The sequence below is a fragment of the Serratia sp. CY37869 genome, assembly GCF_052168895.1.
Taxonomy (GTDB): domain Bacteria; phylum Pseudomonadota; class Gammaproteobacteria; order Enterobacterales; family Enterobacteriaceae; genus Serratia; species Serratia ureilytica.
Genome location: NZ_JBJNLU010000001.1, coordinates 1,074,606 through 1,091,533, shown reverse-complemented (window position 1 = coordinate 1,091,533; position 16,928 = coordinate 1,074,606). Strand labels below are relative to the sequence as shown.

Annotated in this window: 16 protein-coding genes; 1 reads left to right on the top strand and 15 read right to left on the bottom strand. The window is 63.4% G+C overall.

Annotated features, from left to right (window positions below; all coding sequences use genetic code 11):
* The first annotated feature begins 8 nt into the window (after window positions 1-8).
* Window positions 9-161 carry a DUF2474 domain-containing protein gene (locus tag ACJ8J1_RS05215; RefSeq protein WP_004934619.1) on the top strand — a complete coding sequence of 51 codons (153 nt, stop codon included), beginning with the start codon at window positions 9-11 and terminating at the stop codon, window positions 159-161.
* Window positions 162-170: 9 nt separating this feature from the next.
* On the opposite strand, the gene ACJ8J1_RS05210 is transcribed toward ACJ8J1_RS05215, so the two are convergent.
* From ACJ8J1_RS05210 to ACJ8J1_RS05140, 15 genes are all read right to left on the bottom strand, one after another.
* Complete coding sequence (locus tag ACJ8J1_RS05210) at window positions 171-437, bottom strand: hypothetical protein (protein ID WP_033643416.1); 267 nt, start codon at window positions 435-437, stop codon at window positions 171-173.
* Entirely contained in the window at window positions 434-658 is a 225-nt protein-coding gene (locus ACJ8J1_RS05205) for a hypothetical protein (RefSeq protein ID WP_025303190.1), read from the bottom strand. The genes ACJ8J1_RS05210 and ACJ8J1_RS05205 overlap by 4 nt, the downstream gene beginning before the upstream one ends.
* Window positions 659-764: 106 nt before the next feature.
* Window positions 765-1,850, bottom strand: a complete 1,086-nt coding sequence (locus ACJ8J1_RS05200) for an acyl-CoA desaturase (RefSeq protein ID WP_033643417.1) — start codon at window positions 1,848-1,850, stop codon at window positions 765-767.
* Window positions 1,847-2,929: a fatty acid desaturase family protein gene (locus ACJ8J1_RS05195; RefSeq protein ID WP_033643418.1), complete on the bottom strand. Its 1,083-nt coding sequence runs from the start codon at window positions 2,927-2,929 to the stop codon at window positions 1,847-1,849. Before ACJ8J1_RS05195 ends, ACJ8J1_RS05200 begins: the two co-directional genes overlap by 4 nt.
* Window positions 2,922-4,055 (bottom strand): sterol desaturase family protein, encoded by a 1,134-nt coding sequence (locus tag ACJ8J1_RS05190; protein ID WP_033643419.1) that lies wholly within the window; start codon window positions 4,053-4,055, stop codon window positions 2,922-2,924. The genes ACJ8J1_RS05195 and ACJ8J1_RS05190 overlap by 8 nt, the downstream gene beginning before the upstream one ends.
* The gene (locus ACJ8J1_RS05185) at window positions 4,052-4,669 is read right to left on the bottom strand and encodes a phosphatase PAP2 family protein (RefSeq protein WP_033643420.1); all 618 of its coding nucleotides are present in this window, start codon (window positions 4,667-4,669) and stop codon (window positions 4,052-4,054) included. The genes ACJ8J1_RS05190 and ACJ8J1_RS05185 overlap by 4 nt, the downstream gene beginning before the upstream one ends.
* Window positions 4,666-5,952, bottom strand: a complete 1,287-nt coding sequence (locus ACJ8J1_RS05180; protein WP_033643421.1) for a F390 synthetase-related protein — start codon at window positions 5,950-5,952, stop codon at window positions 4,666-4,668. Before ACJ8J1_RS05180 ends, ACJ8J1_RS05185 begins: the two co-directional genes overlap by 4 nt.
* Entirely contained in the window at window positions 5,949-6,755 is an 807-nt protein-coding gene (locus tag ACJ8J1_RS05175; RefSeq protein ID WP_033643422.1) for an MBL fold metallo-hydrolase, read from the bottom strand. Before ACJ8J1_RS05175 ends, ACJ8J1_RS05180 begins: the two co-directional genes overlap by 4 nt.
* Window positions 6,748-7,764: an NAD-dependent epimerase/dehydratase family protein gene (locus ACJ8J1_RS05170; protein ID WP_089197158.1), complete on the bottom strand. Its 1,017-nt coding sequence runs from the start codon at window positions 7,762-7,764 to the stop codon at window positions 6,748-6,750. The genes ACJ8J1_RS05175 and ACJ8J1_RS05170 overlap by 8 nt, the downstream gene beginning before the upstream one ends.
* Window positions 7,761-8,768: a 3-oxoacyl-[acyl-carrier-protein] synthase III C-terminal domain-containing protein gene (locus ACJ8J1_RS05165; protein WP_033643425.1), complete on the bottom strand. Its 1,008-nt coding sequence runs from the start codon at window positions 8,766-8,768 to the stop codon at window positions 7,761-7,763. Before ACJ8J1_RS05165 ends, ACJ8J1_RS05170 begins: the two co-directional genes overlap by 4 nt.
* 273 nt (window positions 8,769-9,041) lie before the next feature.
* A complete protein-coding gene (narI, locus tag ACJ8J1_RS05160) occupies window positions 9,042-9,719 on the bottom strand; it encodes a respiratory nitrate reductase subunit gamma (RefSeq protein WP_033643426.1) in 678 nt (225 codons plus the stop codon).
* A gap of 2 nt (window positions 9,720-9,721) precedes the next feature.
* A complete protein-coding gene (gene narJ, locus ACJ8J1_RS05155; protein WP_033643427.1) occupies window positions 9,722-10,444 on the bottom strand; it encodes a nitrate reductase molybdenum cofactor assembly chaperone in 723 nt (240 codons plus the stop codon).
* The gene (gene narH / locus ACJ8J1_RS05150; RefSeq protein ID WP_033643428.1) at window positions 10,441-11,985 is read right to left on the bottom strand and encodes a nitrate reductase subunit beta; all 1,545 of its coding nucleotides are present in this window, start codon (window positions 11,983-11,985) and stop codon (window positions 10,441-10,443) included. Before narH ends, narJ begins: the two co-directional genes overlap by 4 nt.
* Window positions 11,982-15,743, bottom strand: coding sequence for a nitrate reductase subunit alpha (locus ACJ8J1_RS05145; protein WP_033643429.1), 3,762 nt, complete (start codon window positions 15,741-15,743; stop codon window positions 11,982-11,984). Before ACJ8J1_RS05145 ends, narH begins: the two co-directional genes overlap by 4 nt.
* Before the next feature lie 279 nt (window positions 15,744-16,022).
* Window positions 16,023-16,925: a glycosyltransferase family 2 protein gene (locus tag ACJ8J1_RS05140; RefSeq protein WP_033643430.1), complete on the bottom strand. Its 903-nt coding sequence runs from the start codon at window positions 16,923-16,925 to the stop codon at window positions 16,023-16,025.
* Window positions 16,926-16,928: the final 3 nt, after the last annotated feature.

The window sequence follows — 16,928 nt, the reverse complement described above, 5'->3', positions numbered from 1 at the left end:
AGGACGCTATGCAAGATAAAACGGCAGCCGCCGCTCCGGCGCCCTGGTGGAAACGCATCGGTTGGCTGGTGATCATCTGGAGCGCCAGCGTGCTGGGGCTGTTCGTGGTTGCCTCGCTGTTCCGCCTGCTGATGACTGCGGCGGGCATGAAGTCGCATTGACGCGGCGCCTTATCTGGACGCGCTGTTGGGAAAGTAAAAAGAGACCACCAGCGTGACCAGCGGCAAGGCGCCGATCTTCACCAGCTCAAACACCTGATTCAGCGCTTCGTTTTTCTCCCAATACGCGTGGGCGGCGAATACGCCCACGCTGACCGCGAATATCCCGCACAGCACCTGGCGTGCCAGGCGCAGCCGCTCCATTTCGTCGAAGACCAAGACCTGCTCCAGATAAACCTGGCTGGCCTCATCGCGCAGATTACGGCTTTCGATGTTCATGGGAAGATCTCCACGACCCGCCCCACCGCTTCAAGCTGTTCACCCTTCTCCCGTACAATGCCAAGAGAAGTACCATCCTGTTTCATCCAGTACTTATCGGCAAGGGTAATCAGTGCAAACGCCATTTTGATTACCTCGGTTTTTTCCATCCCGTGACGCCGGGCGATATCGTTCAGATCATCATCAATTTTGTTCGATAACCGAATCGGCAAGCTGCGCATAGTCCACCTCCTGTGGCCGTTGATTCACAGAGGGAAAGTCTACTGGAAGGGCAAATATCGTTCAATTAGTGAACTGCGTAACGCCTCGCACAATTCGCATGCAACGCTAGTGCGGCTTGCGGCCCATCGCGCTGAGGAAGCGTTGCTGCAGACGCAACAGCTCCTCCAGCTCCAGCAGGCGGTAGTCGATGCCGAAGCGCGGCGCCACCTCGCCGATGATGCGGCTGAGCGCCGGGTAATGGCGGTGGCTCCAGTGCGGAAACAGATGATGCGTCAAATGCAGGTTCGCCCCGCCCAGCCAATAACCCAGCCAGCGCGGCCGAGTCTGCCAGTCGAACGTGGTGGCGAACACATGGTGATACCAACCGTGCGGCATCGCGCCCTGCGCCGGCGCCTGATAAAAGTTGGCCTTGGCCCAGTGGGTGCCGATGATCAACATCACGAACAGCAATGAAGAAAGCATCTGGCTCAGCAAATAGACCAGCAGAATTTGCCCGATGCCGATAGCCGGCGGCAACAGCCAACATGGGATCGCCAGCGCCAGCAGCAGGTGCGCCGCCTTCCCCGCCAGAAACCCGCTCCAGCCGCGTACGCCCTGCTGCGCCATGCGCGCCGCCACGCGGGTGCGGCCCGCCCTGTCCAACCAATCGAACAGCCAGATGTAGTACGGAAAAGTCAGCGCCGCCACCAACGGCCAATAGTAACGCTGCGCGCGCATAAAGGGCCGCCAGCGCTGGAACGGCGTTTGCCGCAGCACGCCGTTGGCGTCGATATCGGGATCGTAATGTTCGATGTTGTTATGGGCATGGTGGAACAACACATGCCGCACGCGCCAACAGTCGGGATCCAGCCCCAGCGGCACGCTCACCAGTGCGTTCAGCCAGCGGTTGGCCCAGGGGCGGCGGAAAAACGCGTTGTGCGAGGCGTCGTGCACCACGTTCACCGTCAGGAACATGCCGATAAAGATAAAACCGAAGTAGCAGGCGAAAAACGCCCAGCCGTTATGCTGCTGCAGGCTCAGCCCGTAACACAGGCCGCACAGAGCCAGCAGCAGCGCGACCTTCGCCAGCATGCCGCCGTCGGCGAAACGGTGATCGCCGTGGGTCGCCAGATAGTGCTGGGCGGCCTGCATCAGCGCGCGGTGCAACCCGTTGTCGTCGCGCCGATAGGCTAACGGACGCAGCGGTTTCATGGCTGCCCCATCCGCCGCAAGAAGCGCTGTTGTTGCGCCAGCAGTTCACGATAGCCAATGCAGCGGTACGCCATGCCGTGCCGCTGCGCGGCCTCCGCCACCGCGGCAGCCAGGGCCGGATAGTGGCGATGATTCCAGCCGGGAAACAGGTGATGGGTCAGGTGATAGTTTAGCCCGCCGGTCAGATGCTCCAGCCAGCGCGGTTCGGGCTGCCAGTCGCAGGCGGTGGCGAAATTGTGCCGATACCAGCCTTGCGGCATGCTGTCGCCCGTCGGCGCCGGGTAAAACTCGGCCTGCGCCCAATGGGTGCCCAGCAGCAAGAACACCACCAGCAGCGAGGCGCACATCTGGCTGAGCGCGTAAGCCAGCAACACCCAGCCCCAGCCGATGCCGTGCAAGTGGCCCACGACCAGCGGCGCCACCAGCACCAGCGCCAGATGCGCGAGCTTGCACAGCACGAACAGCGCCCAACCGCCGCGCCCCGCCAGCACGCGTTTTTCCCGCAGCGGCGTTTTATCGAGCCGATCGGACCAATCGAAAATCCAGGCGATATAGGGCAGCGAGAGCGCGGCGATCAGCGGCCAGTACAGATGCTGATAGCGCATATGGGGCCGCCAGCGCTGGAACGGTGTCTGGCGGAAAAAGCCGTTCTCTTCGGTATCCAGATCGTAATGTTCGACGTTGGCGTAAACGTGGTGGTAATCCACATGCCGCGTGCGCCAGTAGTCCGGATCGACGCCCAGCGGCAGCGTCACCAACCGCCCCACCAGCCGATTGGCCCAGGGCGCACGCAGGAAAGCGTTATGCGAAGCATCGTGGTTGACGTTGACATTGAGCAGCATGCCCATGGTCACGAACAGGAAATAGCAGAGGAAAAACGCCCAGGGCTGATGCTGCAGCAGGCTCAGCGCGTAAAACCCGACGCACAACGCCAGCAACAGCGCGGCCTTGGCCAATCTCGCGGCATCGGCATAGCGATGATCGCCCGCCAGACAGGCGTGGGCCGCGCGCTTAAGATCGCGGTGGAAGGCCTGTTCGCCATCGGCGGGAAAACGCAGCGGCGGCAATGATTCAGCCATGCGGTTCCTCCACGGCGGCCGGTGCGGCTACTCTTCCCCAGCCCAACGCGACGCACAGGGCATGCAACGCCACGGCGGCCATGGCGATATGCCAATAGCGCTGCGGCCAACCGAGATAGCCGATAAACAGCAGCGGCATGCCCAGCGCGATCAGCAGCCAGACGGCGCTCGCCCACCGCCGCCCTTCCGTCATGCCGCCCAGCGCCACCGATCCCAACGCCAGCAGCGCCAACAGCGCCATTTGCGGCCAGCTGATGTCGCTATAGCCGTAACCGTATTGGTAGACGTAACCGACCACCTGCGAGAACAACAGCATGGCGCCGCTGAAAACGCTGAACGCCGAACGGCGGTCGCGTGGCCGGCCCGGCGCCGGGCGCCATGCCAGGCGCAAATAGCGCAGGAACGGCAGATTGCTCGCCCAGAATGGGTTGGCGGACGGCCTGTCGCCGCCGACGCCATAGCTGAACGGCGTGCTCGGCAATGCCGGGCAAAAGGTGCCGAACAGCTTGTCCCAGAAGATAAAGCTGCCGCCGAAATTCTTATTGGAATACGCCATGTCCTTGACGTGATGCACCCGGTGATGCGCCGGCGTGACCAGGATGTTTTCCAGCACGCCGAGCTTCGGCGTCAGCGCATTGTGGTTAAACAGCTGAATGCTGTAATGAAAAATAGAGACCGCAACGAACACCGACAGCGGCACCCCCGCCAGCGCCAGCAGCAAAAAGAACGGGATCGACGTCAGCGACGAATACCAGGAGTTGCGCACCCCCAGCGACAGATTAAAGTGCTCGCCCTGATGGTGCACCACGTGCACCGCCCACAGCAGGCGGAAACGGTGGTGCAGACGGTGCAGCCAGTAGAAACCGAAGTCCCACGCCAGCAGGGCGAACAGCCACATCAGCAGTGGCGGCCAGGCATCCAGCAACCCCAGGCTGAAATGCGCGGCCACATAGCCGTAGCAGGTGATCTCCAACCCGCGGAACAGCCACAGCATGATATGGCCGGAATTCAGGTTGAACACCAGATCGTGCCAGTTGACCGGCTCGCGACGCCCCCACTGCAGCGCCACCGCCTCGGCCACCACGATGAACAGCATGAACACTATCGGCAATGCCAGATCGCTCATCCCATTTCTCCTTTAACGACGCGCCTGCGCAGGGTTTTCATGCGCAGGGCCAGCCAGCCGGCGAACAGCGCCAGCAGCGCGCCGCCGGCCAAATCGACAAACAAATGCCGACGCAGTTGCAGAATCGAGAACGCGATCGCCACGCCCCACAGCATCCACAGCGCCGTGCGCACTTTGCGCTCGCCGTCGCTCAGCGCCCACACCGCCAGCACCGTCAGCGCCATATGCAATGAAGGCAGGCAGTTTTGCGGCGAGTCCACCCGGGTTAACGCCGCCAGCAGTTGCGCGCTGATCCCGACGCCATCGTTCTGCGGATAGGCCATGGTGGTCGGCCACAGCAGATAAACCGCCCCGGCGCCCAGCGCGGTCAGCTGCATCGCCAGCGTCAGCCATTTGATCCGCGGCAGCGGCGCCAGCAGATAGCCCGCCGGGACGATGAGGAAGAACGACAGATAGAGCCAGATGGCCGTGGGGCAGAACGGGATCGCCCGATCAAGCGCCGACGGCGGCAACAGGGTTCCCGCCCCCTGCAGGCGATCGGTCAGGCTATACACCACGCCGACCGTGCCCCATCCCAGCAGCATGTGCCATAGCCTGAACAGTGCGCTTTTCATGCCTCCTCCGCCCGGCGCACGATGCGCCGCCGCTTGCGATCGAACTGCGGCAGCACCGCTTGCGCCGTCAACCGCCATTCGAGGCGATCGGTGGCGATGCCCTGACGAGCGAACAGCGCCATCAGCTGCGCCTGACAGTGCGCCAACGCCGCCGGGCTGCAATCGGCAATCAATTCCAACCGCCGTTCGCCGCGCTGGATCAGGCGGTAATCGCTGGTCAGCGGCAGCGCATTGGCGATCGTTCGGCTGCAGGCATCGGCGAACACCGCCTGCGGTTGCCGCTGCGCATCGGGCAGCATCAGCTGATCGTCGCGCCGCCCCTCGATACGTGCGATCGCCCGCGTCGGTTGCCCGCACGGGCAGGGTTCCTTGCGCAGCACCAGTACATCGTCCAGCCGATAACGCACGATCGGCTGCGTGCTGCGGGTAAAGTCGGTGATCAACGGCGTGAAGCGCAGTTCGTCGATCCACTGCGGCTCGATATGCAAAAACTCTTCGTTCAGATGCAGCGTACCGTGCGCGCAGGTCGCGGCAAGAAATCCTTCGGTGGCCTGATACACTTCGCCGACCGCCGGAAATACCTGCAGCAGCAGGCGGCGGTCCTGCTCTTCCAACACCTCGGCCACCGAGATCGCTTTTTTGACCGGCAATTTCACCTGCCCGGCCAGCACCGCCAGCGCCAAGGCGCGCAGCACCTGCGCCGGGGCCACGATGATGCTGGGCGCCTGCCGTTCCAATGCGGGCAAATGCTCGCTGAACGGCGCAAGCAGATCGTAAAACGCCAGGCTCAGCCAGCGGTTGTTCACGCTGTGATAGAGATTATTGTCCGCGCGCAGAAACAGCGCGACGCGCTCGCCCGCCGACAGCCCGTCCGGCAGCATTTTCGCCAACATGCCGCCGGCCCACACCTGCTGTTCCCGCGGGCTGACGACAAACACGCCGCGCTGCCCGGAAGTGCCGGACGACAATCCGACGCTGTAGCGCCCGATTTTCGGCGTGAAATCGCGATCCGCCTCGCTGCGCTGCGCGCAGGCCAACACCGCATCGCGCCGCAGCCCGGCGGTGTTCATGCGGTCGAACTGCGCCATCATCAGCGCCTTGTCCATCTGCGGCCATTCGGCGAACGGCCGGCGGCTGAAGCCTTGAAAATAGGGACTCTTGCTCAGCACCCGGCGGGCAAAACCCTCAAGCTGTCGGGCCTGATGCGCCTCCAGCGCCGCACGATCGCCAAAGCGCAGGCGCCGGGCGCGGAAATAGTGCCAAAGGGTCATGAAGGGGATCACAGGTCCCCCTCGTGGCACAGCAAAATGTTGACCTGGCCGCCCGCCCACAGCTGGTTGAGCCGCTCCAGGGTGCGGGTGTAAGCCGCCGCGTCGTCCATCACCAGATTGGCCAGGCGCGAAGGCCCGCGCAGCGTCTGATAGCTCTGCGGCGACCAGGCGGCGTCGCTGGCCAGCAGCGTCCAGCCGGCGTCGGTGAGAATAAAGGCGCCGATATGGCCGGCCGCATGCCCCGGCAACGGCACCAGCACGATCTGCCCTTCACTGCCCGGCAGCGCGTAACCGCGATCGAACGGCGCCAACAGCGCGGGCAACGCCACCGCAGGAAAAGACTCCATAAACTGCAGACGGCTCTCGAAATCCGCCGGGATCAGGCCGGGAATAAAGGCGCGCTTCAGCGCCGCGAAACCGCGCAGCCCACGGGTTTGCTGCCAGCCCTCGCCGGAGCAAATAAAGTCGAGTTGGCTGAAATCCTGCAGCCCGGCGATGTGATCGGCGTGAAAATGCGAGACGATCAGCGCCTGAATATCCCCCTCGGCGTAACCGGCTTCGCGCAGCTGATGCGCCAACGACTCGGCCGGATCGAAATAGACCGGCGTCATGCGGCGGTAAAGGCTGAACAGCCCCGACTGCGTGTGCTGCTGAAAATAACGCGCGTAGCCGGTATCCCACAGCCAGCGGCGCTCCCCCACCTCCAGCAAATAGGCGCGCGCCGGGAATTTGCACACCCGGAATCCGGCGCCGCGCAGCGCCATGCAGCCGATATGCGTGCAATAGCCCACTTCAAAAACGGTGACCTTAGCCATGCTGTCCGCCCCCTTGCCGCCGCAGCCACTCGCCGGTCAGACGAATGCCCTCTTCCATCGAATAACGCGGTCGGTAACCCAGCTCTTCGATCGCACGGGTCTGGCTCAGCGTCATGTCAAAATGCACCGCCGCCACGCTGTAGCGCGTCAACAGCGGTTCCTTGCCGCTCAGCGCCGCCCACAGCTCCATGCCGCCGGCCAGCGTATGCAGCAGCGGATAGGACACGGCCTGCAGCCGGTAACTTAGCCCCAGTTCCTGACGCAGCAACGCATCCAGCATCTCCGCCAGCCGCTGCGGTTGGTGGTTGGTGATGTTGTACACGGCGCCGGACGGCAATCCGCGCTGCCGGCTGGCCAGATCCATCGCGTGCACCACGTTGGGGGCGAAGGTCAGATCCAGCAGCGCTTGTCCGCCGCCGGGCAATCGCAATACCCCGCGGTCGCGTTCGAGCTGCTGCAACAGCCGCGGCACGATCACCCGATCGTGCGGGCCAAACAGGCCGCGCGGCCGCAGCAAAATGTAGGTGGTTTGCGGATAGATCTTCGCCTGCACCAACAGGCGTTGTTCGGCCGCATACTTGCTGGCGGCATAGTGATTGGCGAAGCGCCGGGCGCGGTAACCCTCGTCAAGATCGTAATGCGGCTGAAAATCGAAGTAGATTGCCGGCGTGGAGATATGCACGAAGCGCCGCACGCCGCAGCGCCCGGCCGCCTCCGCCAGCTTCTCCGTCGCCGCGGTGTTGATGCGGTGAAACTCCGCTTTGCCGCCCCAGGGCGAAGACTTGGCCGCGCAGTGCCAGACCCACTCGCAGTCGGTCACCAGCTCCCGACACTGCTGCGGCGTGGCCTGCGCCAGATCGAGCGCGCAAAACTCGGCGCCCAGCCGACGCAGCGTTGCGCCGGCCCGTTCATCGCGGCCGGTGGCGCGCACCTGATGTCCGGCCTCCAGCAACCACTGCGCCGCGTTGCGTCCCAGCCCGCTGGTCGCCCCGGTGACCAGCACCCTCATGGCAGCAACACCATGCCGGCCAGCGCCAGCCCGGCGGCAGTGCCGATCAGCATCACCGGCTGACCGGGATTGAAGCGCCCGGTGGTCACGGCGGCATGCAGCGCCGTCGGGATAGACGCCGCCACCTGATTACCATGATGGCGGTAGATATCGACCAGCGCCTCGCTGGAGACGTGCAGCCGTTTGCGCATATGTTCGAGCGACAGATGGCTGGCCTGATGCGGCACCACGGTGGCGATCTGCGCCAGGGTCAGGCCGCTGGCGCTCAACAGCCGATCGAGGTAACCCTCAATCAGCGCCGACGCCTGGCGGAACAGCGGCTTGCCCTGCATATGAAACAGGAAGTCTTGCTCACACATGCCGGCGCGCGGGTTGCGACGCGTGCCGCCGGCGCGGATCTCGCACAGTTCGCTGCCGGCGGGGTAGGTTTCCACCAGGCTGGCGAGGATGCCGCTGCCGCCGTCGCCGCGCTCCACGATGGCACAGGCCGCGCCGTCGCCGAAGATCAGCGACGACTCTTCGTGCTGCCAGTCGATGCCGCGTGAAGCGAGATCCGCCGAGACGATGGCGATGCGTCGATACGTCCCGGCGTTCAGCAGCCCCGCCGCCACCTGCAGCGCAGAGATAAAGCTGACGCAGCTGCTGTTGATGTCGAAGCCCGGCGTGCCCGGCGCCAGCCCCGCCACCTTGAGAATGTGCGCGGCGGTGCACGGCAGCGCCTGCACCGAAATCGCCGAGGCGGAGATCAGCAGATCGATCGAGTCCGCCGGCATGGCGCGGCGAGCCAGCGCATCTTGCAGCGCGGCGGCGGCGAGTTCAGCCTGGCTGGCATCGTCGGCGGCGTGATAGCGGTAAACGATGCCCGAGCGTTTTTCAACGTAGCCGGCCGTTTTCCCCAGCCGAGCGTCGAGTGCAGAGGACGCCACGCGGTTAGGCGGCAACGCGGCCCCGGTGGCGATGATTTTCAGAGGCAGCAGCTCGGGTGAGCGTAATTGTGTGGTCATTATTGTTATTGATTAACCTGACTATCCATAAAGCGATTCTCCCGTAGGGCACGAAGGCCACACGGATCATCCCCGGTTTTTATGTCCCAAAATGCCTTTCATCAAGGCGGTATCTCTTGTTATCGGCTACCACAGGCCGACGTCCGTCGGCGGAAGCATAAACGTAACATAACTGAGATAGTGAGTTTACGACAAGGCGACGAGAATGGGCAGACGGCGGGAGAATTATCGGAATAGCGCCGCCGCTGGCGATCGGCGGCGGCGGGGTCAGGCTCAGCGGCGGTTGCGCACCAGCTGGTAACGGCGGGTCAGGTACTCTACCGGCGCACTCCAGATATGCACCAGGCGGCAGAACGGGAACAGCACGAACAGCGTCATGCCCAGCACCATATGCAGCTTGAAGATCAGCGCCACGCCTTCCAGGTGCGCAGAAGCGCCGGCGTGGAAGGTTACGACCGCCTGCGCCCAGGCCACCAGCTTCATCATTTCACTGCCGTCCATATGCTGGGCGGAGAACGGAATGGTCAGCAACCCCAGGCACACCTGCACCACCAGCAATGTCAGGATCAGGATGTCGGCGACGCTGCTGGTGGCGCGCACCCGCGGGTTGGTCAACCGGCGCTTCAGCAGCAGCGCGCCGCCGATCAGCGTCATCAGGCCGCAGGCGCCGCCGGCGATCATCGCCAGCTTCTGCTTCACGTCGATCGGCAGGAAGGCCTCATACATCCAGTGCGGCGTCAGCATGCCGAGGAAGTGGCCCGCGAAGATGCCGATAATGCCGATGTGGAACAGGTTGGACGCCAGCCGCATGCCCTTTTTATCCAGCATCTGGCTGGAGCCGGCACGCCAGCTGTACTGCCCGTAGTCGTAGCGCAGCCAGCTGCCGATCAGGAACACCGCGCCGGCCAGATAAGGGTAGATGTCGAAGAAGAACTGATTCAAAAATTGCATAATTAGCGTCCTTTGGTTCCGGTTAACGCATCCGTCAGGTCCAGATACTGTGGCGCCACCGCGCCGGCGAATCGCCGCTGGTGCGCCGTCTGCTGGGCGGAGGCGCAGCCCTGCTCGCCGAGAAATTTGACCTGCTCCTCTTCCCATACCGCATCCAGCGCCTGCGGCGTATCGTCGCGCGCCTCTTGCGCCACCTGCGTCTTCAGCGCCTGCGCCTGCGCATCGCTGCCGGACAGCGCCAGCAGCAGATCGAACAGCACCGCATACGGGCTTTCACGCTGTTGCAGGCGCGCGCCCAGCAGCGCCAGGATCGGCGCGATATCCTGCAGCCCTTCACGCGTCTGCGCCGCACTGCGGCTGGCCAGATACTCCAGGTACAGCGGCAGGAAATCCGGCAGCTCGCGGCTGTCGATCTCCAGCCCGGCGGCGCGGTACTGCGCCATCAGGTCAATCATCGCCTGGCCGCGATCGCGCGACTCGCCGTGCACGTGCTCAAACAGCAGCAGCGAGGTGGCGCGGCCGCGATCGAACAGCTCGCAATAGTCGGCCTGCACGTCCAGCAGCGGGCGGGCGCACAGGCGGCGGATAAACAGAATCAGCTGCGCGCTGTGGTGCAGATCCAGCTCGCTGGCCGGCTCCAGCGCTTCGATGAGCGCCTGCTGATGGTCAAACAGGACCTGCTCCGGGTAATCCAGCAGGCGGGCGATCACTTTCAGGCTGATCATGAGGCATCCTCCGGCCGCGCGGTTTTCGCGGTCACGTCGATGGCGTCGATACGGCGGCTGTTGAACAGGTTGAACTTGCCGTCGCTGCCGTGGCAGCCGTCGCCGAAACTGAAACCGCAGCCTTTGCTTTCCGGGAAGGCTTCGCGCGCCAGCTCGCGGTGGCTCGACGGCACCACGAAGCGATCTTCATAGTTGGCGATCGCCAGGTAGCGGTACATCTCCTGCGCCTGCGTTTCGCTCAACCCAACCTGCTCCAGCGCACTGGTGTCCACCACGCCGTCGACGGTTTCCGCCCGCTTGTAGTGGCGCATCGCCAGCATGCGCTTCAGCGCCAGCAGCACCGGTTCGGTATCGCCGGCGGTCAGCAGGTTCGCCAGATACTGCACCGGAATGCGCAGGCTCTCGACGTCCGGCAACACGCCGCTGTGCGCCAGCTCGCCGGCGTCGGCGGCGGACTGAATCGGCGACAACGGCGGCACGTACCACACCATCGGCAGCGTGCGGTATTCCGGGTGCAGCGGCAGCGCCAGCTTCCAGTCCATCGCCATTTTGTACACCGGCGACTGCTGGGCAGCTTCAATGACGCCCTGCGGCACGCCGTCCGCCAGCGCCTGAGCAATCACCTTTGGATCATGCGGATCGAGGAAGATATCGAGCTGGCTCTGGTACAGATCCTTGTCGTTCTCCACCGCCGCCGCCTGCTCGATGCGGTCGGCATCGTACAGCAGCACGCCGAGGTAGCGAATGCGGCCGACGCAGGTCTCCGAACACACCGTCGGCTGCCCGGCTTCGATGCGCGGGTAGCAGAAGATGCACTTCTCGGACTTGCCGCTCTTCCAGTTGAAGTAGATTTTCTTGTACGGACAGCCGGTCAGGCACATGCGCCAGCCGCGGCACTTGTCCTGGTCGATCAGCACAATGCCGTCTTCGCCGCGCTTGTAGATCGCCCCGCTCGGGCAGGTAGCGACGCAGGCCGGGTTGAGGCAATGTTCGCACAGGCGCGGCAGGTACATCATGAAGGTGTTTTCGAACTGGCCGTACATCGCCTTCTGCAGGTTGTCGAAATTCTTGTCCTGCGAGCGTTTTTCGAACTCCCCGCCGAGGATCTCCTCCCAGTTCGGGCCGTTTTCGATCTTGTTCATGCGCTGGCCGGTGATCAGCGAGCGCGGGCGAGCCACCGGCTGGTGCTTGCCCTGTTTGGCGGTATGCAGGTGCTGGTAGTCGTAATCGAACGGCTCGTAGTAGTCGTCCAGCGCCGGCACGTCCGGGTTGGCGAAGATTTTCGCCAGCACGCCGACGCGGTTGCCCATGCGCGGTTCCAGCTTGCCGTTGATTTTACGTATCCAGCCGCCCTTCCATTTTTCCTGATCTTCCCAGGCGTGCGGATACCCGACGCCGGGCTTGCTTTCCACGTTATTGAACCAGGCGTATTCCATACCTTCACGGCTGGTCCAGACGTTTTTGCAGGTGACCGAACAGGTGTGGCAACCGATGCACTTGTCCAGATTCAGCACCATGCCGACTTGCGAACGAATTTTCATTTGCTGTTCTCCTGCTGACTGCCCTGCGCGTAGTCGTTGCCTTCGTCGTCCAACCAATCAATGCGGTTCATCTTGCGCACCACCACGAATTCGTCGCGGTTGGAGCCGACGGTGCCGTAGTAGTTGAAGCCGTAGGCCAGCTGCGCATAGCCGCCGATCATGTGGGTCGGCTTCGGACAGGCGCGGGTCACCGAGTTGTGGATGCCGCCGCGTTGGCTGGTGATCTCCGAGCCCGGCAGGTTCACGATGCGCTCCTGCGCGTGGTACATCATGGTCATGCCGGCCGGGATACGCTGGCTGACCACCGCGCGCGCCGTCAGCGCGCCGTTGGCGTTGAAGGCCTCGATCCAGTCGTTGTCCGCGATGCCCAGATCTTTGGCATCGTCTTCGCTCAGCCAAACGATCGGGCCGCCGCGCGACAGCGTCAGCATCAGCAGGTTGTCGCTGTAGGTGGAGTGAATGCCCCACTTCTGGTGCGGCGTCAGGAAGTTCAGCGCCTTCTCCTTGTTGCCGTTCGGTTTGCTGTTGAGCAGCGGCTGCGCGGCGCGGGTGTCGATCGGCGGCCTATACGCCAGCAGGCTTTCGCCGAAGGCGCGCATCCACTCGTGATCCTGATACAGCTGCTGACGGCCGCTGAGGGTGCGCCACGGGATCAGCTCGTGCACGTTGGTGTAGCAGGCGTTATAGGAGACGTGCTCGTCTTCCAGGCCGGACCAGGTTGGGCTGGAGATGATTTTGCGCGGCTGCGCCTGAATGTCGCGGAAGCGAATTTTCTCGTCTTCCTTGTTCAGCGCCAGATGCCGGTGATCGCGTCCGGTGACGTTGCTCAGCGCTTCCCAGGCTTTCACCGCCACCTGGCCGTTGGTTTCCGGCGCCAGCGACAGGATCACTTCCGCCGCGTCTATCGCGCTCTCGATCTTCGGCCGCCCCGCCGCCGGGCCGTCGGCCTTGACGTAGTTAAGCTGCTTGAGGAAATCGACCTCGGTCTGGGTGTTCCAGCTGATGCCCTTGCCGCCGTTGCCCAGTTTGTCCATCAACGGCCCCAAGGAGGTAAAACGCTCGTAGGTGGCCGGATAATCGCGCTCCACCGCGATGATGTGCGGCGCGGTTTTGCCGGGGATCAGTTCGCACTCGCCTTTCTTCCAGTCCTGCACGCCGTAAGGCTGCGCCAGCTCGGCGGCGGAGTCGTGCTGAATAGGCAAGGTCACCACGTCGGTTTCCTGGCCCAGATGGCCGACGCACACCTCGGAGAAGGCTTTGGCGATGCCCTTGTAGATTTCCCAGTCGCTCTTCGAATCCCAGGCCGGATCGACCGCCGCCGACAGCGGATGAATGAACGGATGCATGTCGGAGGTGTTCATGTCGTCTTTTTCGTACCAGGTGGCGGTCGGCAGCACCACGTCGGAATACAGGCAGGTGCTCGACATGCGGAAATCGAGCGTCACCACCAGATCCAGTTTGCCTTCGCCGCCCTGCTCGCGCCATTCCACTTCCTGCGGCTTCACGCCGCCCTGCTGGCCGAGATCTTTCCCCTGGATACCGTTCTCGGTGCCCAACAGGTATTTGAGCATGTATTCATGGCCCTTGCCGGAAGAACCCAGCAGGTTGGAGCGCCAGACGAACAGGTTGCGTGGGAAGTTCTGCGGATTGTCCGGCTGCTCGGCGGCAAAGCCCAGCGCGCCGCTCTTCAGGCTGTCGACGGTGAACTCAACCGGCGACTGGCCGGCGGCACGGGCCTGCTCCGCCAGGCGCAGCGGGTTAGCGCCCAGCTGCGGCGCCGAAGGCAGCCAGCCCATGCGCTCCGCGCGCACGTTGAAGTCGATCAGGCTGCCGCCGAAGCGCGATTTGTCCGCCAGCGGCGACAGCAGCTCATCGGCGCCGACGGTTTCATAGCGCCATTGGCTGGAATGGTTGTAGAAGAACGAGGTGCTGTTCATGTGGCGCGGCGGGCGCTGCCAGTCAAGGCCGAACGCCAGCGGCAGCCAGCCGGTTTGCGGCCGCAGTTTTTCCTGGCCGACGTAGTGCGCCCAGCCGCCGCCGCTCTGGCCGACGCAACCGCAGAAGATCAGCATATTGATCAGGCCGCGGTAGGTCATGTCCATGTGATACCAGTGGTTGACGCCGGCGCCGACGATGATCATCGAACGGCCGTGGGTCTTCTCGGCGTTTTCCGCGAACTCGCGGGCAATGCGGATGATGTTGTGGCGCGACACGCCGGTGATCTGCTCGGCCCAGGCCGGGCTGTAAGCCTTGACCTCGTCATAGTCGGCGGCGCAGTTGGCGTCGCCCAGCCCGCGCTCCAGGCCGTAGTTGGCCAGCGTCAGGTCATACACGCTGGTCACCAGTGCTTCGCTGCCGTCCGCCAGCCGCAGGCGTTTCACCGGCAGCTTGTGCAGCAGGATCTCGTCCAGCGCCACGCTGTTGAAATGCTCGCTGTCGGCGCCGCCGAAGTACGGGAAGCCCACCTCGGCAACGTCGTCATGCATGCCCAGCAGACTGAGCTGCAGCTCAACTTCCTGTTGCGACTTGCCTTCGCGCTGCTCCAGGTTCCACTTGCCCTTCTCGCCCCAGCGGAAACCGATAGAGCCCTGCGGCGCCACCAGCTCGCCGCTGCGGCTGTCGATAGCGACGGTTTTCCACTCGGGATTGTTTTCCTGGCCCAGTCCGTCCACCAGATCGGCGGCGCGCAGCAGGCGGCCAGCGGCGTAGTGGCCGCCTTCACGCGGCTCCAGCAGCACCAGCATCGGCATGTCGGTATAGCGGCGCACGTAGTCGCGGAAGTAGCCGACTTCGCGATCGAGATGGAACTCTTTCAGCATCACATGGCCCATCGCCAGCGCCATCGCGCTGTCGGTGCCCTGCTTCGGATTCAGCCAGTGGTCGCACAGCTTGGCGACTTCGGCGTAGTCCGGCGTCACCGCCACGGTTTTGGTGCCCTTGTAGCGCACTTCGGTAAAGAAGTGGGCGTCCGGGGTGCGCGTCTGCGGCACGTTGGAGCCCCAGGCGATGATGTAGGAGGAGTTGTACCAGTCGGCGGACTCCGGCACGTCGGTCTGCTCGCCCCAGGTCATCGGCGAAGCCGGCGGCAAATCGCAATACCAGTCGTAGAAGCTCAGGCAGGCGCCGCCGATCAGCGACAGGTACCGAGCGCCGGCGGCGTAGGACACCATCGACATCGCCGGGATCGGCGAGAAGCCGATAATGCGGTCAGGGCCGAAGGTTTTGGCGGTATAGACGTTGGCGGCGGCGATCAGTTCATTGACCTCTTGCCAGCTGGAGCGGACGAAACCGCCGCGGCCGCGCGCCACCTTGTAGCTTTTGGCTTTTTCCGCATCGCCGACGATCGATCCCCAGGCCTCGACCGGATCGCTGTGCTGCGCTTTCGCCTCGCGCCACAGTTTGAGCAGCCGCTTGCGCATCAGCGGGTATTTCAGCCGGTTGGCGCTGTACAGGTACCAGGAGTAGCTGGCGCCGCGCGGGCAGCCGCGCGGTTCATGGTTGGGCAGATCGGGGCGGGTGCGCGGATAGTCGGTTTGCTGGGTTTCCCAGGTCACCAGACCATTCTTCACGTAGATCTTCCAACTGCAGGAACCGGTGCAGTTCACGCCGTGGGTGGAACGCACCACTTTGTCATGCTGCCAACGGCTGCGGTAGCCGTCTTCCCAGTCGCGGTTGGTGTTCAAGGTCTGGCCGTGATCGCCAGAAAAAGGCTCCGCCAACTGCTTGAAATAGCGGAAACGGTCTAAAAATTTGCTCATCCGGAATGCTCCTGAAGGCTCTTGTCGTTATAAGAAGACATGCTCAATCTGCCGCCAGCCTACTGACGGCCAACCGACGGCAAATTGATTGCGATCAAGAGAAAGCGGCGGGCGACGCGTGCGTCGGGCGGGAAATACCACCAAAGTATAGGGGCGAGGAATAGGATTAATTGTTTGAATTAAAACGAATAAATCAGAATATCAAGATGAAGGTGAACGGGCGGGAGGCAAGACGGGGTATTTGGGGGTAGGACGCGGGGGAAAACCCCGCGTCAGGTTTCAGAAAGGGACGCCGCGGAAGAAGACGTTGCGCAGAATGTTCTTCATGTAAACGCCGGCCATCACCCCGCTGTTGACATAGATGATGCCCTTCATGCCGTGCAGCACGCCGCCGAGACGGCTTCGGCTGTCGGTGATGATGCGCGACGTGATGCAGGTGTGGCGCAGCCGCATCACCTTGCGCGCCCGCGGCGAAATCTGCGGCATCAACCGGCGCTCGAACTGCATTTTGTTGTGATAGCCGATGATGCCTTTCGGGCTGGAGGTAATACGCTCACCGTCGTGATCGTTATGCACCGCCAGGCGCTCGTGCAACGTGCCGATGCGCATGCCCGCCGCCAGCAGGCGATAAATGAAGATATGATCCTGATAACGCGGGGTATTGAAGAACCCGCGCACCGCGATCGCCGCCTCGCGGCGCAGCATGATCATCGGCGTGTAAGCGACGCCGGCCAGCATGAAGTCCTCCAGCCCGTCGCAGCGGGCGCGGTAATAGCGCTCGGCGTTGATTTGGCCATCCTGCAGAATATCCATATCGCACAGGCTGACGGGGTAATCGCCGCGCTGCATAAAGGCCAGCTGACGGGCGATCTTCTCCGGGTGGTAGTAATCGTCGTCGTCCAGAAAAGTGAGGTATTCCCCGGTGGCGCGCAGGATGCCGCTGTTGCGCGCCCGCGCCCCGCCGCCGTTGCGCGCGCGCGGGCAATAGACGATCTGCCCGGCGGCAATATAGCCGGCCAGCCGTTCGCGGGTGGCCTGGCGCTGCGGATGGTCCGGCGGATTATCGTCCACCACCACGATCTCCACCGGCTGATGGGTTTGCGCCAGGACGCTGTCGATGGCGCGCGCCAGCAGTTCGCTGCGGCCATAGGTCGGAATAATGACGCTGACTTTGATACTCATAAT

What these genes read in the sequence shown, in the direction of transcription:
- ACJ8J1_RS05190 (WP_033643419.1), bottom strand. Translation starts at nt 4,055, where the DNA reads ATGAGCGATCTGGCATTGCCGATAGTGTTCATGCTGTTCATCGTGGTG.
- ACJ8J1_RS05175 (WP_033643422.1), bottom strand. Translation starts at nt 6,755, where the DNA reads ATGGCTAAGGTCACCGTTTTTGAAGTGGGCTATTGCACGCATATCGGC.
- ACJ8J1_RS05185 (WP_033643420.1), bottom strand. Translation starts at nt 4,669, where the DNA reads ATGAAAAGCGCACTGTTCAGGCTATGGCACATGCTGCTGGGATGGGGC.
- ACJ8J1_RS05140 (WP_033643430.1), bottom strand. Translation starts at nt 16,925, where the DNA reads ATGAGTATCAAAGTCAGCGTCATTATTCCGACCTATGGCCGCAGCGAA.
- ACJ8J1_RS05200 (WP_033643417.1), bottom strand. Translation starts at nt 1,850, where the DNA reads ATGAAACCGCTGCGTCCGTTAGCCTATCGGCGCGACGACAACGGGTTG.
- narH (WP_033643428.1), bottom strand. Translation starts at nt 11,985, where the DNA reads ATGAAAATTCGTTCGCAAGTCGGCATGGTGCTGAATCTGGACAAGTGC.
- narI (WP_033643426.1), bottom strand. Translation starts at nt 9,719, where the DNA reads ATGCAATTTTTGAATCAGTTCTTCTTCGACATCTACCCTTATCTGGCC.
- ACJ8J1_RS05165 (WP_033643425.1), bottom strand. Translation starts at nt 8,768, where the DNA reads ATGACCACACAATTACGCTCACCCGAGCTGCTGCCTCTGAAAATCATC.
- ACJ8J1_RS05145 (WP_033643429.1), bottom strand. Translation starts at nt 15,743, where the DNA reads ATGAGCAAATTTTTAGACCGTTTCCGCTATTTCAAGCAGTTGGCGGAG.
- ACJ8J1_RS05215 (WP_004934619.1), top strand. Translation starts at nt 9, where the DNA reads ATGCAAGATAAAACGGCAGCCGCCGCTCCGGCGCCCTGGTGGAAACGC.
- ACJ8J1_RS05170 (WP_089197158.1), bottom strand. Translation starts at nt 7,764, where the DNA reads ATGAGGGTGCTGGTCACCGGGGCGACCAGCGGGCTGGGACGCAACGCG.
- ACJ8J1_RS05210 (WP_033643416.1), bottom strand. Translation starts at nt 437, where the DNA reads ATGAACATCGAAAGCCGTAATCTGCGCGATGAGGCCAGCCAGGTTTAT.
- narJ (WP_033643427.1), bottom strand. Translation starts at nt 10,444, where the DNA reads ATGATCAGCCTGAAAGTGATCGCCCGCCTGCTGGATTACCCGGAGCAG.
- ACJ8J1_RS05205 (WP_025303190.1), bottom strand. Translation starts at nt 658, where the DNA reads ATGCGCAGCTTGCCGATTCGGTTATCGAACAAAATTGATGATGATCTG.
- ACJ8J1_RS05195 (WP_033643418.1), bottom strand. Translation starts at nt 2,929, where the DNA reads ATGGCTGAATCATTGCCGCCGCTGCGTTTTCCCGCCGATGGCGAACAG.